A 14,572-nucleotide genomic window follows, 5' to 3' on the forward strand; every position below is an offset into this window, starting at 1 on the left:
CCCCGCCCCCCCCCCCCCCCCCCCCCCCCCCCCCCCCCCCCCCCCCCCCCCCCCCCCCCCACCCCCCCCCCCCCCCCCCACCGGGCGGTGGACGGCGCCTTCGAGCTCGACGCCGGCGGTGCGGAGCTGCTCCAGCGCGGCCTCGGTCGACCCCTCCGCCACGCCCGCGGTGAGCGGCAGCAGCACGCGGGTGGCCAGGTGGTTGCCGACGGCGTCGAGCGCGGTGGCCCGCACGCAGTGGTCGGTGGCGATGCCGACGACGTCGACGCTGTCCACGCCGCGCTCCCGCAGCCAGTCGGCCAGCAGCACGCCGTCGGAGCGCGCCTCGAACCCGGAGTAGGCCGCCGCGTACTCGCCCTTGTCGAACACCGCCTCGATCGGCCCGCGGTCCAGCGCCTCGTGCAGCTCCACCCCGCCGGTGCCGACGACGCAGTGCGCCGGCCAGGTCTCGAGGAAGTCCGGCTGCTCGGCGAAGTGGGAGCCCGGGTCGATGTGGTGGTCGCGGGTGGCGACGACGTGGTCGTAGCCGGTGGACGCCATGTGCTCGGTGATCGCCGCCGCGACCGCCGCGCCACCGGCGACGGCCAGGCTGCCGCCCTCGCAGAAGTCGTTCTGGACGTCGACGACGATCAGCGCACGCGTCATGAGGACACAGTCTCCAGCACCGGCTCGCCGCGGGACAGGGCCCAGGCCTCCGGCGGGAGCGCCTGGCGGACCCGCTCGTGGTGCTGCCGGGCGCGCGCCAGGGCGTCGGCTGGGCTGAGCTCCTCGCAGAGCTCCCCGCCCCGCACCAGGGGGACCACGAGGTCGCGGTCGCCGTCCCGGGCCGCGACCGGCGCGCTGCTGACCACCTCGGCCGTCGCGATCCCGTCCTCGTCGTGCCGGCGGACGGCGTGCTTGCGGCCACCGACCGAGCGCTTGCCCTCGGACTTCTTCGCCACCGGGACGCCGTCGCGCTCGACCAGCTTGTAGACCATCCCCACCGTCGGGGCGCCCGACCCGGTCACCAGCGAGGTGCCGACCCCGTACCGGTCGACCGGCGCGGCCATGAGACCGGAGATGGCGTACTCGTCCAGGTCGCTGGTGACGACGATGCGGGTCCTCGTCGCCCCCAGGGAGTCGAGCAGCTCGCGGGCGTGGGTGGCCAGGGTGGGCAGGTCGCCGGAGTCGAGGCGGATACCGCCCAGCTCGGGCCCGGCCACCTCGACCGCCGTCCGGATGCCCTGGTCGACGTCGTAGGTGTCCACGAGCAGCGTCGTCCCGGGCCCGAGGGTGGCCACCTGCGCCTGGAAGGCCGAGCGCTCGTCGTCGTGCAGGAGGGTGAAGGCGTGCGCGCTGGTGCCGCTGGTGGGGACGGAGTAGCGGCGTCCGGCCTCCAGGTTGGAGGTGGTCGCGAAGCCGACCAGGTAGGCCGCCCGCGCCGCGGCAACCGCGGCCTCCTCGTGGGTACGGCGCGAGCCCATCTCGATGCAGGGTCGCTCGCAGGCCGCGGCGACCATGCGGGCGGCGGCCGAGGCGATGGCGCTGTCGTGGTTGAGGACCGAGAGGGCGAGGGTCTCCAGCAGCACGCCTTCCGCGAACGGGGCGCGGACGGTGAGCACCGGCGAGCCGGGGAAGTAGAGGTCGCCCTCGGCGTAGCCGTCGATGTCGCCGGAGAACCGGAAGTCGGCCAGCCAGTCCAGCAGCCGCGCGTCGGTCAGCCCCTGCTCCCGCAGCGCGGCCAGCTCGGCGTCCCCGAAGCGGAAGTACGGCAGCGCCTCCAGCAGCCGCCCGGTGCCGGCGAGGACGCCGTAGCGCCGGCCGTGGGGGAGACGGCGGGCGAAGACCTCGAACACGCAGTCGCGCCCGGCGGTGCCGTCGGCCAGGGCGGCGGCGACCATCGTCAGCTCGTACCTGTCGGTGAAGAGCGCGGGTGCCGGAGGGGGAGTCAGCCCGGTGTCCACAACCATGATCGGGGAGCGTAGGCGGGGCGGGGGACCAGGGCAGATCGGCGTCCTAAGGTGGAGTGCGTGTCCGGACCTCTCGCTCCGACGGTGACGCCGGAGACCACCGACGAGGAACGCGGCGACCTCGACCGCCCGTGGGTCACCGTCGTGTGGAACGACCCCGTCAACCTCATGACGTACGTGACGTTCGTGCTGCAGGAGCTCTTCGGCTACGACGAGCCGACGGCCACGTCGCTGATGCTCCAGGTCCACCACGAGGGCAAGGCGATCGTCAGCTCCGGTCCCCGGGAGCGCATGGAGCACGACACCAGCCGGCTGCACGCCTACGGGCTGTGGGCCAGCTTCCAGCGGGACTCATGAGGCCGTTCCGCACCAAGGGCGGTCACCTCGTCGCCCGCCTCGAGCCGGCCGAGGCCGGCATCGTCGGCCTGCTGCTCGACCAGCTCGAGCAGCTGCTGGAGGCCGACGCGGACGACGTCGGTGGCGACCCGGTCATGGCGCGGCTGCTGCCCCCGGGGCACCGGGGGGACGTCGAGCTGGCCGCCGACTACCGGGAGCTGACCGAGAGCGCGCTGCGCAGCGGCAAGGCCGACGACCTCGCCACCGTCCGGGCCACCCTGCCGGACGGCGGAGGAGAGGTGCGGCTGGACGCCGACCAGGCCGGCTCCTGGCTGCGGACCACGAACGACCTGCGGCTGGCGCTCGGCACCCGGCTGGACATCAGCGAGGACACCGAGCCGCCGGAGGAGATCACCGGCGACGAGGACCAGCAGCTGGCCGTGTACTACTGGCTCACCGCGCTGCAGGGGTCACTCGTCGACGCACTGGTCGCCGCGCGCGCCGGCCGAAGCTGAGGACGACGAGCAGCGCGAGCAGGACGTCCAGGCCGAAGAAGACGTAGACCATGCCGTGCAGCTGGACGTCGACGACGGCCGCGCCGATGGTCGACACCAGCACGACCGCGGAGAGCGCGAGGACGAGCAGCAGGACCAGCGCGCGGAGGGCGACGACGAGCACGTAGGAGGCGCGGTCGGCCGGCTCCTCGGCGCTGTAGCCGGGTCGCTTGAGCAGGCCCCGGGCTCCCAGGACGAGGGCGGGGACGGGGAGGACGAGCACTCCCGCCGCCACCAGAAGCTTCACCAGCACGTCACGCAACGTATCGGACGGACGACCGCCGTCCGCCCGCCCCTCGCGGCCTCCGGACGGTGCCCTGCAGGCGGCGGTTCCAGCGCCACCTAGACTGGAGGCGTGCTGCGCATCGACCGCGCGACCTACGACGCCATCGTGGCCCACGCCCGGGAGGACCACCCGGACGAGGCCTGTGGCGTCGTCGCCGGTCCCGAGGGCAGCGATCGCCCCGAACGGTTCATCCCGATGCTCAACGCGGCGCGGTCCCCGACGTTCTACGAGTTCGACTCCGCGGACCTGCTGAAGCTGTACCGGGACATGGACGACCGCGACGAGGTCCCGGTCGTCATCTACCACTCGCACACGGCCACCGAGGCCTACCCCTCGCGGACCGACATCAGCTACGCGTCCGAGCCCGAGGCGCACTACGTGCTGGTCTCCACCCGGCACCACGGGGAGCAGACCGGCCTCGTCGACGACGTGGTCGAGTTCCGCAGCTTCCGCATCGTCGAGGGCGAGGTGCGCGAGGAGGACGTCGAGGTCGTCGAGTCCTACCTGTTCGGGCACACCCCGACGACCGTCGTCTACGACTGAAGCGTGATCTCCCCCGCGGCCCGGAATCGGCCGCGGGCGACGGGCGTTGGCCCGATCAGACGCACGAACGCTGCCGCATCGCGGCGCCCTGACATCCCAGCTCGCAAGGAGAACCGCACGCCATGGCCATCGAGGTCCGGATCCCCACCATCCTGCGCACGCACACCGGCGGCAACAAGACCGTCGAGGGCAGCGGCGCCACGCTCGGCGCGCTCGTCGACGACCTGGACACCAAGCACCCCGGCCTGAAGAACCGCCTCGTCACCGAGGAGGGCAAGCTGCACCGCTTCGTGAACGTCTACGTCAACGACGAGGACGTGCGGTTCACCGGCGCGCTGGACACCGAGGTCAAGGACGGCGACTCGGTGACGATCCTCCCGGCGGTCGCGGGCGGCTGAGCCCCCGCACCTCCTGACACGGAAGAGCTCTGATGGCCCGCTTCGCCTCCCTCGTCGACTCCCTCGGCGGCACCCCGCTCGTGGGGCTGCCGAACCTGTCGCCGACCCCTGACGTCCGGCTGTGGGCCAAGCTCGAGGACCACAACCCCACCGGGTCGATCAAGGACCGCGCCGCGATCGCGATGATCGAGGCGGCGGAGAAGGACGGCTCCCTCCAGCCCGGGGCCACGATCCTGGAGCCGACGAGCGGCAACACCGGGATCTCGCTCGCGATGGTGGCCCGCCAGCGCGGCTACAAGCTGATCTGCGTCATGCCGGAGAACACCTCGGTGGAGCGCCGGCAGCTGCTCGAGATGTACGGCGCGCAGATCATCTTCTCGCCGGCGGCCGGGGGGTCGAACCAGGCCGTCGCCGTCGCGAAGGGGCTCGCGGCGGAGCACGAGGACTGGGTGATGCTGTACCAGTACGGCAACCCGGCCAACGCCCAGGCGCACTACGACGGCACCGGTCCGGAGATCCTGGCCGATCTCCCCACGATCACCCACTTCGTGGCCGGCCTCGGGACGACGGGCACGCTGATGGGCGTCTCCCGGTTCCTCCGCGAGCACAAGCCCGACGTGCAGGTGATCGCCGCCGAGCCGCGCTACGGGGAGCTCGTCTACGGCCTGCGCAACATCGACGAGGGCTTCATCCCCGAGCTCTACGACGCCTCGCTGCTGGACTCGCGCTTCTCCGTCGGACCCGAGGACGCCATCCACCGCACGCGGCAGCTCGTCGAGCGCGAGGGGATCTTCGCCGGCATCTCGACCGGCGCGATCCTGCACGCGGCGCTCGGCATCGCCGACAAGGAGGTCGCCGCGGGCCGGCACGCCGACATCGTCTTCATCGTGTGCGACGGCGGCTGGAAGTACCTGTCGACCGGTGCCTACGCCGGATCGCTCGAGGAGGCGACCTCCGCGCTGGAGGGCCAGCTCTGGGCGTGATCCGGGACCGGTCGGTCACACGCGATCTGCGGAGCGTCAGCACCGGCCGCTAGCCTGACCCGCGCCATGGAGATGCGACGGGGGGAGGCGGCGTGAGGCTCACGGTCGTCGGCTGCTCGGGCAGCGCGCCCGGACCGAGGTCCGCCGCCTCGTGCTACCTCGTCGAGCAGGACGGCTTCCGCCTGCTGCTCGACCTGGGCAACGGGGCGTTCGGCGCGCTGCAGGGCGTCGCGGACCCGGACTCGGTCGACGCGGTCTTCCTCTCCCACCTGCACGCCGACCACTGCCTCGACGTCGCCCCGTTCGTCGTCTGGCACCGGTACTCGGGCCGAGCGACGAAGAAGCACGTGCCGCTGTACGCACCGGTCGCCGCGGAGCGGCGGCTCGCCCTCGCCTACGACGCCGACGGGGAGGGCGTCACCGACGTGTTCGACTTCGTGCCGGTGGGGCCGGGCTCGTTCACGCTCGGCCCGTTCGACGTGACGCTGGCGCGCACCGCGCACCCCATCGAGTGCTACGCGATCCGGCTGACCGCCGACGGGCGCTCCCTGGTCTACACCGGCGACACGGGCCCCAGCGAGCGGGTCGTCGAGCTCGCCCGCGGCGCCGACGTCCTGCTGGCCGAGGCGGCCCACCCGCCGGGCCCCGACCTGCCGAAGGGCCTGCACCTGACCGGCCGCGAGGCGGGGGAGCACGCGGCCGCGGCCGGCGTGGGCCGCCTGCTGCTCACCCACATCCCGGCGTGGGTCGACGAGATCGGCCAGCTGTTCGCGGCGAGCTCCGTGTTCCCGGAGACCGAGCTGGTGCGCGCCGGCGCGACGTACGAGGTCTAGGACGCCCGTGGCCGAGGAGGAGCGCGACGGCGTCACGCTGACCAGCCTCGACGCGCCGCTGGGCGACGGGCTCGAGGTGACCAAGCGGGCGCTGGTCGACTACGCCGACGCCGTGGCCGACCGGCTCGTGCCGCTGCTCGCCGGCCGGCCGCTGTCGGTGAAGCGGGTGCGGCCGGGCCAGGCGCCGTTCATGCAGCGCAACGTCAGCAAGGGCGCTCCCGACTGGGTGCGGACGGCACCCATGTGGTCCGAGGGATCGCACCGCGAGATCCACCAGGTGCTCTGCGACGACCGGCGCACCCTGCTGTGGCTGGCCAACCAGCGGGCCGTCGAGCTGCACGTCCCCTTCTTCCGGGTCGGCGAGGCCCAGCCCACCGGCCTGATGCTCGATCTCGACCCGCCCGAGGGCGCCGACTTCCCGGTCGTCGTGGCCGCCGCGCGCCTGGTCCGGCGGGCGCTCGACGAATCGGGTCTCGCCGGTGCGGTCAAGACCAGCGGCTCCAAGGGTCTGCACGTCGTCGTCCCGGTCGCGGGGTCGCCGTTCGAGGACGTCGCCGCAGCGACGCGCGCCCTGGCCGCGCGGACCGCCGCCCTGGACCCGGAGCTGGCCACGACGGCCTACATCAAGGAGGACCGCGGCGGCCGGGTCTTCGTCGACTCGACGCGTTCGGGCCAGGGCACGATCGTCGCGGCGTACAGCCCGCGGATCCGGCCGGGTCTGCCGGTGTCGTTCCCGGTGGCGTGGTCCGACCTCGACGACGTGCGGCCCGCCGACTTCACGGTGACGACGGCGCCGGGTCTGCTCGGCGACCGCGACCCGTGGGCCGATGCGCTGCCGGAGCCGCAGCGGCTGCCGGCCGACCTCGTCGCGGAGGGGCACACCATCCCCATCGCCCGCGTGCAGGCGATGCACGAGGGCAAGCGCCGCAAGCGAGCGGCACGGGAGGCCGGCGGGGGCTGATCGCCGTCCCCAGGGCGGACGCCCGTCCACAGGTCGCCGACGGGGCGGGGCGTTCTGTCGGTCCTCCGGCGCACGCTGCCCGCATGACGCACGACCCGCAGACGCTCGCCTGGCTCGACCAGGAGGACGCGCACCTCGCGCAGACCATCCGCGCCCACCGCTGGGCGGTGCAGTACGTCGGCGCGGGTGACGCCGATGACGAGCCGGCGTTCGGCTACACGATCGGCCTGTTCGGCCTCGGCCACCCGGAGCTGGTGATCGTCGGGCTGGGGCACGACAACGCGCACGGGATCCTCGGCCGGGTGGCCGGCATGGTGGCCGACGGTCGCGACCTGGTGGCCGGTGAGCTGCTGACCTGGGCCGACTGGGGCGGCCGCATCGTGGTCGAACCGCTGCCCAACCCGGGCGAGGTGCTGCTGGCCGCCAATCGCTTCTACGAGCGGCCCGCCGCGTACTCCGTGCCCGCCTACCAGCTCACGTGGAGCCACGCCGACGGGACGTTCCCGTGGGACGACGACTACCCCTGCGGCCCGGAGTGCCAGCCGCGCCCCGGGACGTGGCGGGCGTGAGCCCTAGTCGATCCCGAGGTCGCGCATGAGCTTCGCGACGTGCCCGGTCGCCTTGACGTTGTAGGACGCCTTCTCGATGCGGCCCTCGGCGTCGACGATGAACGTCGAGCGGATCACGCCGACGACCTCCTTGCCGTACAGCTTCTTCGGCCCGTACGCGCCGTAGGCCTGGAGCACGGTCTTCTCGGTGTCGGAGACCAGCGTGATGCCGAGGTCCTCCTTCTCGCGGAACCGCAGCAGCTTGTCCGGCTCGTCGGGGGAGATCCCGATGATGTCGAGCCCGGCCTCCGCGAGGTCGCCCGCGGCCGCGGTGAAGTCGACGGCCTGCGTCGTGCAGCCGGGGGTCATCGCCGCGGGGTAGCAGTAGACGATCACGCGGCGGCCTCGGTAGTCGGCCAGGGACACCGGCTTCCCGTCGGCGTCGGGGAGCGTGAAGGCCGGTGCCGGGTCGCCGGGGGAGAGGCGGACGGGGGCGGAGACGGACTCGCTCATGCCCCGCATCCTGCCGTGCGCGGGTGCCGCTGCGGGAGGGGGGCTCGGGTCGGCCTCGTCAGCCGGCGAGGAACGAGAACCGGACGTGGCGGGTGTGGTTGTCCACGTTGGTGTCCACCAGGCAGATGCGCTGCCAGGTACCGAGCTGCATCAGGCCCTCGAGCACGGGAACCGTCGCGTGCGGGGGGACGAAGGCGGGGAGGACGTGGTCGCGGCCGTGGCCCGGGGAGCCGTGCCGGTGGCGCCAGCGGTCGTCCCGGGGCAGCAGCTCGTCGAGCTGGGCGAGCAGGTCGTCGTCGCTGCCCGAGCCGGTCTCCAGGATGGCGATGCCGGCCGTCGCGTGCGGCACGAAGACCTGCAGGAGACCGTCGGTCTCCTGCCGCACGAAGTCGGCGCACTCGTCGGTCAGGTCCACCACCACGGGGACGCCTCCGGTCCGGACCGCACGCAGCTCCGATCGCATGCGGACGATCCTGGCCGTGCCGGGGCGCCGGTGCACGGCGGCGGGCCGGGCGGGGCGCCCAACTACCCTGGGTGCTCGGTGACCGAGCTCGCGAGGTCACGACGAGGCAGAGCACCCAGGGGCGCACGCACGACGAGCGCCAGCGAGGAGAGCATGTGACCCGCCCCGACGGCCGTAGCGCCGACCAGCTCCGTCCGGTGACCATCACGCGCAACTGGCTCGACCACGCGGAAGGTTCCGTGCTCGTCGAGTTCGGCCGGACCCGCGTGCTGTGCGCGGCCAGCGTCACGGAGGGCGTGCCCCGCTGGCGCAAGGGCTCGGGGCTGGGCTGGGTGACGGCCGAGTACTCGATGCTGCCGCGCGCCACGCACACCCGCAGCGACCGGGAGTCGGTGAAGGGCCGCATCGGCGGGCGCACCCACGAGATCAGCCGGCTGATCGGCCGCTCGCTGCGCGCCTCCATCGACCTCGCCGCCCTGGGCGAGAACAGCATCGCCATCGACTGCGACGTCCTCCAGGCCGACGGCGGCACCCGCACCGCGGCCATCACCGGCGCCTACGTCGCCCTCGCCGACGCCGTCTCCTGGCTCGGGGAGCGCAAGAAGCTGGCGCGGCCGAAGGCGATCGTGCAGTCGGTGGCGGCGGTCAGCGTCGGCGTCATCGACGGCGAGCCGCGGCTCGACCTCGCCTACGAGGAGGACGTGAAGGCCGGCACCGACATGAACGTGGTCTGCACCGGCGACGGGAATTTCGTGGAGGTGCAGGGCACCGCGGAGGGCGCCGTCTTCGACCGGAAGACCCTCGACGCGCTGCTCGACCTGGCGGTCGCCGGCTGCGGGGAGCTGACCCGGCTGCAGGCCGACGCGCTCGGGCGATGACCACCCGTCTGCTCCTGGCCACCCGCAACGCGGGGAAGCTGGCCGAGCTGCAGCGGCTGCTGGAGACCGCCGTCCCCGGCGTCGAGGTGATCGGGCTCCGGGACGTGCCCGAGTACCCCGAGGCGCCCGAGACGGGCGCGACCTTCGAGGAGAACGCGCTGCTCAAGGCGCGCGAGGCGGTGCGCTACACCGGTCTGCCGGCCGTGGCCGACGACTCCGGTCTCGCCGTCGACGCCCTCAACGGGATGCCGGGTGTGCTGTCGGCCCGCTGGTCGGGCCGGCACGGGGACGACGACGCCAACACCGCGCTGCTGCTGGGCCAGGTCGCCGACGTGCCCGACGAGCGGCGGGGGGCGGCCTTCGTCTGCGCGGCCGCGCTCGTCACGCCCGACGGCACGGAGCGGGTGATCGAGCGGCACTGGCGCGGGCGGGTGATCCGCGAGAAGCGCGGCACCAACGGGTTCGGTTACGACCCGGTCTTCGTGCCCGAGGGGCTCGACCTCACCTCGGCGGAGCTCAGCCCGGCCGAGAAGGACGCGCGCAGCCACCGCGGCCAGGCCTTCGCGGCACTGGTGCCGGTGCTGGCCGAGGTGCTGGCGCCCCGCTGAGGGTCAGTGGCGGGCAGCCCGGAAGCCGAGCCACGACAGCGAGTCCACCTCGTCGCGCTTCGGGTCGTGCAGCTCGCGGCTCCACTCGGTCTCGGCGTGCCGCCCGGAACGCTTGAGGTCGTCCGGAGTGGCGATGCGGATCTCGCCGGGCACCTCCGGGGCGGCGTGGCGTCCGCGCCGCGGCACGTCCTGCGCCGGGGGAGCGGTGACGACGGCGGCACGGACGATGGCGGCGGGCAGCCACGAGGCAGAGCTGGTCATGGAATTGAGGTCGGCCGCCGCGCGGCCCGACCTCAGCGCCTTCGGGAGGGTCCCACCCCGAAGGGGTGAGGTCAGGCCTGAGCGCGGCCCTCGTACATGTAGCCGGAGATCCGGGGCGCGCCCGGGTGGTAGCCGGTGCCGAGCTCCGTCACCGCCAGCGGGGACGACGCCAGCAGCGCGGCCACGTCGTTGTCGAGCAGGCAGCCCGAGACCGCGCGGTTGAGCCGGTTGGCGCGCCGCTGCCGGCGGACGACGTCGGGGTCCGGCGACACACCGTGCTCCACGAAGTGCAGCCGGGCGCCGGGCTTGAGCACCCGCGCGACCTCGGCGAGCGCCGCGTGCGCGTCCGGGACGCCGCAGAGGACCCAGGTGCACACCGCGGCGTCGAAGCGGTCGTCGGGCAGGTCGAGGGACTGCGCGTCGTCCCCGGCCACCACGACCGGCACCGGCGAGGCCGCCTGCCGCTCGGCCGACAGCCGGAGCGCCGTGGCGGAGGGCTCGACCGCCCACACGCCGGTGACCGCGGCCGGCAGGTGCGGCAGGTTCAGCCCGGCGCCGAAGCCGATCTCCAGGACGTCCCCGGCCAGCCCGTCGCACACGCGGTCGCGGACCTCGCCGGTCAGCCGGTCGTTCAGCGCGAACGCGTGCAACCGCGGCCGGAGGTGCCGTCCGTAGAAGCCCACCGCCGCAGGATGCTGCACCCGTCGGCCGGGCGGAACCCTGAGTGAGGCGGGTGTCCCGTGGGCACACGGATCCGGTGCGGGTCTTCCTCGACGACGTCAGGGCGCTGCGGTTCGACGACGGGGCGCCGGTGACCGCCGCGTCGGGCATCGCACCGCTGGGGCCGGGCTGGCTGGTGGCGCAGGACGACGCGACCGTCGCCGCGTGGCTCCACGAGGAGCGGGTGGCCCCGGTCCGGCTGCTCCCGCCGGTCGAGGGCCTGGACAGGTTCGGCGAGGCGGCGGGCACCAAGCACCTGAAGCCGGACCTCGAGGTCGCCTGCCCCGCCGAGGTGGACGGCGGACCCGCGGTCGTCGTCCTCGGCTCCGGGTCCACTCCGCGGCGGATGCGGGGTGTCCTGGTCCGCCGGTCGGACGACGGGTTCCGCGTCGAGCCGGCCGAGCTCAGGCCCCTCTACGAACGCGTCGCCGCCGCCCTCGGCCTGCCGATGGAGCACCTCAACCTGGAGGGCGCGAGCCGGCACGGCGGCACGCTGCGCTGGTTCAACCGCGGCAACCTCGCCGCCGGGGTCCCGTCCGCGAGCGTCGACGTCCCGCTCGGGGCGGTCGTGGACGCGCTGCTGCGGCGGGGCGACGCCACCGCCGTCCCGCTCGGCCGGCCCAGGACCTACGAACTGGGGGAGATCGACGGCGTGGGGCTGGCGGTCACCGACGCCGTGTCGCTGCCCGACGGGCGGGTGCTGCTGAGCGCCGCCGCGGAGGACACCCCCAACGCCGTCGACGACGGGCCCGTCGTGGCCACCGCGCTCGCCCTGGTCGACGACGAGGAGGTGGTGGCCGTGGCGCCGATCCCGGACGTCGAGGGGCACGTGCACAAGGTGGAGGGCCTGGCCCTCCGCCGCGTGCGGGGCGGCGAGGTGGACCTGCTCGCCGTGGTCGACGACGACGACCCGGAGACACCGTCGACCGCGATCGACCTGCGCATCGACCTGGCCTGAGTGCGGGAGGGGGGAGTCGAACCCCCACGCCCGAAGGCACCAGATCCTAAGTCTGGCGTGGCTGCCGTTACACCACTCCCGCTCGGCTCCCGGAGTCTAGGAGCACCCCGCGCGGGTGTCCCCGCCGTTCCCGGGCGCGCCCCGCCGGAGAACGTCTGGCAGGCTGTCGCCCGTGCCTCGCGACCCACGACAGATCCAGCTGGAGATCGACGCCGCCCGCGAGTCGCTGGCCGCCACCCTGGACCAGCTGACCTACCGGACCAGCCCGACGCGCATCAAGGCCAAGGGCCGGGACGCCGTCGCGCGCTTCCTGCAGACCCCGGCCGGCATGGCCACCGTCGGCGCCGTGGGCCTGCTGGTGACCTTCGTCGTCGTCCAGCGGATCCGGCACCGCAACGACTGACCCGGTGCACCCCCGACCCGACCCCGTCGGGCCCGGCCAGGAGTCGGTCTGGGACTACCCCCGGCCGCCGTCGGCCGAGGTCACCCCGCGGCACGTCGTCGTCGAGCTCGGCGGCCGGGTGATCGCGGACAGCGTCCGCGCGGTCCGCGTGTGCGAGACCAGCCACCCGCCGGTCTACTACGTGCCCCGCGAGGACGTCGCCGACGGCGTCCTGGAGCGGGCCGGCGGGTCGTCGTGGTGCGAGTGGAAGGGCGCGGCCACCTACTGGGACGTCGTCGTCGACGGGCGGCGGTTCCCGGTCGTGGGCTGGTCGTACGAGGACCCGACCCCGGGGTACGAGCACCTCCGCGGCGCCGTCGCCTTCTACCCGTCCCGGGTGGAGCGCGCGACCGTCGACGGCGAGCAGGTCCGGCCCCAGGCCGGCGGGTTCTACGGCGGCTGGATCACGGACGAGGTGACCGGGCCCTTCAAGGGCGACCCCGGCACCCTCGGCTGGTGAGGCCCGCCGTGGTCAGCCGGCGGCGCGGATGAGCGGCATGACGACGGTGGCCAGCACCTCGTCGGCGTAGGCGTCGTTCACCGGGCGGCCGGTGAGCAGCCAGCGCTGCACCATCAGGGCGCTCGTGGTCTCCGCGATCACCGAGTTGGCCAGCCCGGGGCGGATCTCGCCGCGTGCCTCGGCCCGCGCCCACAGCTCCTCGAAGGACTTCCGCCACACGGCGAGCGGCCCGGCCTGGAAGGCCTCCGACAGCGCCGGCTGGTGCGGGATCGTCGACAGCAGGGAGAGCGTCGCCGCCCCGGTCGGGCCGTCGATCATCGACACCATCTGGTGCATCATCGCCCGCAGGTCGCCCTCGAGGGACCCGGTGTCGGCCAGCTCGGCCTCGGCCCGGTTCAGGTCGGAGATCGTGTCGACGACAAGGTCCTGCTTGGTGCGCCAGCGGCGGTAGATGGTCGCCTTGCCGACACCGGCCTCCGACGCCACCGCGTCCATCGTCAGCGCGCCGTACCCGACGTCGGCGAGCAGCCGCAGGATCGCCGCGCGGATGACGCCGTCACGGCTGGGGTCGCGCGGGCGCCCGCCCCGGCTGGGACGGGGGATGCTGGGCGTTGCGAGGGCGGTCATGTGCCAGACCTTAGACAATAAAGCTAGGAACGTTCCAGAACTTGGCTGTCAGTTCGCTGTGCCAGTCCCGACCGGGCACGGGAGGCGCCGCGCGCCTGCCCGGAACGTGCCGGGGCGTGAGTCATCCTGCGACGGTGGGAACCATCTGCGGCGGTGTCTGCGGTTGCCGCCAGAACTGGGAGGTCCCGGGGCCCGCTACCCGCGCCCTGATGGCCACCTCCATCGGTCACGTGCTGCCGACCGTGTCGCGCCTGGCCAAGGCCCTGGGCATGACCGTGCGCTCGTCACCGCAGCTGGTCGACGTCCTCGACGACTGGGGCGGGCGGCGGCTCGAGGTCCTCTTCCAGCGGCTGGCCCGTGAGCTGACCGCCGCCGAGACCGAGGCGCTCCGGGTCGTCACCGACCCGCCGACCGAGCCGACGGCGCTGACCGCGCACCTGCTGACCGCGCCGACGCTCGCCGTCGAGCTGGCCCGGCGGGGCGTCACCGTCGAGGTCGGGGTGCTCGCCGAGGCCGAGTTCTGGTCGGTCTACCAGCCGATCGTGTCCCTGGCCGACCGCTCCGTCGTCGCCCATGAGGCGCTGCTGCGCGGCGTCGTCGACAACCGCGAGGTGGGCGGCGGGGACCTGTTCTTCGTGGCCGAGCAGGCCGGCTGGCTGCACCGGCTGGACCGCATCGGCCGGGAGTCGGCGATCACCGGCGCGGTGCCCTGGCTCGGGGACGACGACCTCTACGTCAACTTCAACCCGACGTCGATCTTCCGGCCGCAGGTGTGCCTGGCCAGCACCGAGCGCGTCGTGCACGACACCGGGATCGACCCCGAGCAGCTGGTGTTCGAGGTGGTGGAGTCGCACGCGATCGCCGACCGCGGGCACCTGGTCTCGATCCTCGACCACTACCGGTCCCTGGGCTGGCGCGTGGCCCTCGACGACGTCGGCGCCGGCTGGTCCAGCCTGTCGCTGCTGGCCGCCGTGCGACCCGAAGTGGTCAAGCTCGACAAGGCGCTGGTGCAGGAGCTGCCCGACGACGGCGCCCGCACCGTGCTGAAGGCCGTCACGGACCTGGCGCACCAGCTCGGTGCCGTCGTCGTCGCGGAGGGCATCGAGACCGAGCGGCTGGCCGACGAGGTCACCGCGCTGGGCGCTGATCTGGGGCAGGGGTGGCTGTTCGGCCGGCCGGTGCGGCCGGAGCCGCAGGTGGAGGAGGCCGAGGGCCGGTGGCAGCCGGTCACGCCGGCCCGGCGCTGACCTC

22 protein-coding genes and 1 tRNA gene are annotated in these 14,572 nt (G+C 73.9%); 14 read left to right on the forward strand and 9 right to left on the reverse strand.

All coding sequences use genetic code 11. The features are described 5' to 3' along the window. A partial coding sequence (locus tag ACI78T_RS10295; protein ID WP_456557997.1) for an isochorismatase family protein occupies positions 1-645 on the reverse strand: 645 nt, incomplete at its 3' end. Further along, positions 642-1,949 carry a nicotinate phosphoribosyltransferase gene (locus tag ACI78T_RS10300; protein ID WP_456557998.1) on the reverse strand — a complete coding sequence of 436 codons (1,308 nt, stop codon included), beginning with the start codon at positions 1,947-1,949 and terminating at the stop codon, positions 642-644. The genes ACI78T_RS10300 and ACI78T_RS10295, both read right to left, overlap by 4 nt. A gap of 60 nt (positions 1,950-2,009) precedes the next feature. Here ACI78T_RS10300 and clpS point away from each other — a divergent pair, with 60 nt between their 5' ends. Beyond that, entirely contained in the window at positions 2,010-2,306 is a 297-nt protein-coding gene (gene clpS, locus ACI78T_RS10305) for an ATP-dependent Clp protease adapter ClpS (protein ID WP_456557999.1), read from the forward strand. Further along, positions 2,303-2,800: a DUF2017 family protein gene (locus tag ACI78T_RS10310; RefSeq protein WP_456558000.1), complete on the forward strand. Its 498-nt coding sequence runs from the start codon at positions 2,303-2,305 to the stop codon at positions 2,798-2,800. The genes clpS and ACI78T_RS10310 overlap by 4 nt, the downstream gene beginning before the upstream one ends. Here the strand turns inward: ACI78T_RS10310 and ACI78T_RS10315 are convergent. Beyond that, a complete protein-coding gene (locus ACI78T_RS10315) occupies positions 2,739-3,092 on the reverse strand; it encodes a hypothetical protein (protein WP_456558001.1) in 354 nt (117 codons plus the stop codon). The two genes, ACI78T_RS10310 and ACI78T_RS10315, sit on opposite strands and share 62 nt — an antisense overlap. Before the next feature lie 102 nt (positions 3,093-3,194). Here ACI78T_RS10315 and ACI78T_RS10320 point away from each other — a divergent pair, with 102 nt between their 5' ends. From ACI78T_RS10320 to ACI78T_RS10345, 6 genes are all read left to right on the forward strand, one after another. Further along, complete coding sequence (locus tag ACI78T_RS10320) at positions 3,195-3,668, forward strand: Mov34/MPN/PAD-1 family protein (RefSeq protein WP_456558002.1); 474 nt, start codon at positions 3,195-3,197, stop codon at positions 3,666-3,668. A 122-nt stretch (positions 3,669-3,790) separates the two neighbouring features. Beyond that, a complete protein-coding gene (locus tag ACI78T_RS10325) occupies positions 3,791-4,066 on the forward strand; it encodes a ubiquitin-like small modifier protein 1 (RefSeq protein ID WP_116451222.1) in 276 nt (91 codons plus the stop codon). Between the two features lie 32 nt (positions 4,067-4,098). After that, the gene (locus ACI78T_RS10330) at positions 4,099-5,049 is read left to right on the forward strand and encodes a PLP-dependent cysteine synthase family protein (protein WP_456558003.1); all 951 of its coding nucleotides are present in this window, start codon (positions 4,099-4,101) and stop codon (positions 5,047-5,049) included. A 92-nt stretch (positions 5,050-5,141) separates the two neighbouring features. Further along, positions 5,142-5,882, forward strand: a complete 741-nt coding sequence (locus tag ACI78T_RS10335) for an MBL fold metallo-hydrolase (protein ID WP_456558004.1) — start codon at positions 5,142-5,144, stop codon at positions 5,880-5,882. Positions 5,883-5,889: 7 nt separating this feature from the next. Beyond that, positions 5,890-6,843 carry a DNA polymerase domain-containing protein gene (locus ACI78T_RS10340; protein WP_456558005.1) on the forward strand — a complete coding sequence of 318 codons (954 nt, stop codon included), beginning with the start codon at positions 5,890-5,892 and terminating at the stop codon, positions 6,841-6,843. An 83-nt stretch (positions 6,844-6,926) separates the two neighbouring features. Beyond that, positions 6,927-7,412 (forward strand): DUF4262 domain-containing protein, encoded by a 486-nt coding sequence (locus tag ACI78T_RS10345; RefSeq protein ID WP_456558006.1) that lies wholly within the window; start codon positions 6,927-6,929, stop codon positions 7,410-7,412. A 3-nt stretch (positions 7,413-7,415) separates the two neighbouring features. Here the strand turns inward: ACI78T_RS10345 and bcp are convergent, their stop codons facing one another. After that, positions 7,416-7,904, reverse strand: coding sequence for a thioredoxin-dependent thiol peroxidase (gene bcp, locus ACI78T_RS10350; RefSeq protein ID WP_456558007.1), 489 nt, complete (start codon positions 7,902-7,904; stop codon positions 7,416-7,418). A gap of 58 nt (positions 7,905-7,962) precedes the next feature. Beyond that, positions 7,963-8,367, reverse strand: coding sequence for a YjbQ family protein (locus ACI78T_RS10355; RefSeq protein WP_456558008.1), 405 nt, complete (start codon positions 8,365-8,367; stop codon positions 7,963-7,965). A 155-nt stretch (positions 8,368-8,522) separates the two neighbouring features. Here ACI78T_RS10355 and rph point away from each other — a divergent pair, with 155 nt between their 5' ends. Both rph and rdgB read left to right on the forward strand, forming a co-directional pair. After that, positions 8,523-9,245, forward strand: coding sequence for a ribonuclease PH (gene rph, locus ACI78T_RS10360; protein WP_456558009.1), 723 nt, complete (start codon positions 8,523-8,525; stop codon positions 9,243-9,245). Next, complete coding sequence (gene rdgB, locus ACI78T_RS10365) at positions 9,242-9,853, forward strand: RdgB/HAM1 family non-canonical purine NTP pyrophosphatase (protein WP_456558010.1); 612 nt, start codon at positions 9,242-9,244, stop codon at positions 9,851-9,853. The genes rph and rdgB overlap by 4 nt, the downstream gene beginning before the upstream one ends. 3 nt (positions 9,854-9,856) lie before the next feature. Here rdgB and ACI78T_RS10370 read toward each other — a convergent pair whose 3' ends face one another. Next, entirely contained in the window at positions 9,857-10,114 is a 258-nt protein-coding gene (locus ACI78T_RS10370; RefSeq protein ID WP_456558011.1) for a hypothetical protein, read from the reverse strand. 71 nt (positions 10,115-10,185) lie between these two features. Further along, complete coding sequence (locus tag ACI78T_RS10375) at positions 10,186-10,797, reverse strand: class I SAM-dependent methyltransferase (RefSeq protein ID WP_456558012.1); 612 nt, start codon at positions 10,795-10,797, stop codon at positions 10,186-10,188. A gap of 74 nt (positions 10,798-10,871) precedes the next feature. Between ACI78T_RS10375 and ACI78T_RS10380 the strand changes: the two genes are divergently transcribed. Beyond that, the gene (locus tag ACI78T_RS10380) at positions 10,872-11,792 is read left to right on the forward strand and encodes a DUF6910 family protein (protein ID WP_456558013.1); all 921 of its coding nucleotides are present in this window, start codon (positions 10,872-10,874) and stop codon (positions 11,790-11,792) included. A 1-nt stretch (position 11,793) separates the two neighbouring features. On the opposite strand, the gene ACI78T_RS10385 is transcribed toward ACI78T_RS10380, so the two are convergent. Then, positions 11,794-11,874, reverse strand: a tRNA-Leu gene (locus tag ACI78T_RS10385). A 90-nt stretch (positions 11,875-11,964) separates the two neighbouring features. Between ACI78T_RS10385 and ACI78T_RS10390 the strand changes: the two genes are divergently transcribed. Then, positions 11,965-12,195: a DUF3618 domain-containing protein gene (locus tag ACI78T_RS10390; protein WP_456558014.1), complete on the forward strand. Its 231-nt coding sequence runs from the start codon at positions 11,965-11,967 to the stop codon at positions 12,193-12,195. Between the two features lie 4 nt (positions 12,196-12,199). Beyond that, positions 12,200-12,694, forward strand: a complete 495-nt coding sequence (locus tag ACI78T_RS10395; protein WP_456558015.1) for a DUF427 domain-containing protein — start codon at positions 12,200-12,202, stop codon at positions 12,692-12,694. A gap of 12 nt (positions 12,695-12,706) precedes the next feature. On the opposite strand, the gene ACI78T_RS10400 is transcribed toward ACI78T_RS10395, so the two are convergent. Beyond that, on the reverse strand, positions 12,707-13,321 hold the full coding sequence (locus tag ACI78T_RS10400) for a TetR/AcrR family transcriptional regulator (RefSeq protein ID WP_456558016.1): 615 nt from the start codon (positions 13,319-13,321) through the stop codon (positions 12,707-12,709). 209 nt (positions 13,322-13,530) lie between these two features. On the opposite strand from ACI78T_RS10400, the gene ACI78T_RS10405 reads away from it, so the two are divergent. Then, complete coding sequence (locus ACI78T_RS10405; RefSeq protein ID WP_456558017.1) at positions 13,531-14,568, forward strand: EAL domain-containing protein; 1,038 nt, start codon at positions 13,531-13,533, stop codon at positions 14,566-14,568. Positions 14,569-14,572 lie beyond the last annotated feature (4 nt).

The organism is Blastococcus sp. SYSU D00922 (assembly GCF_054050495.1).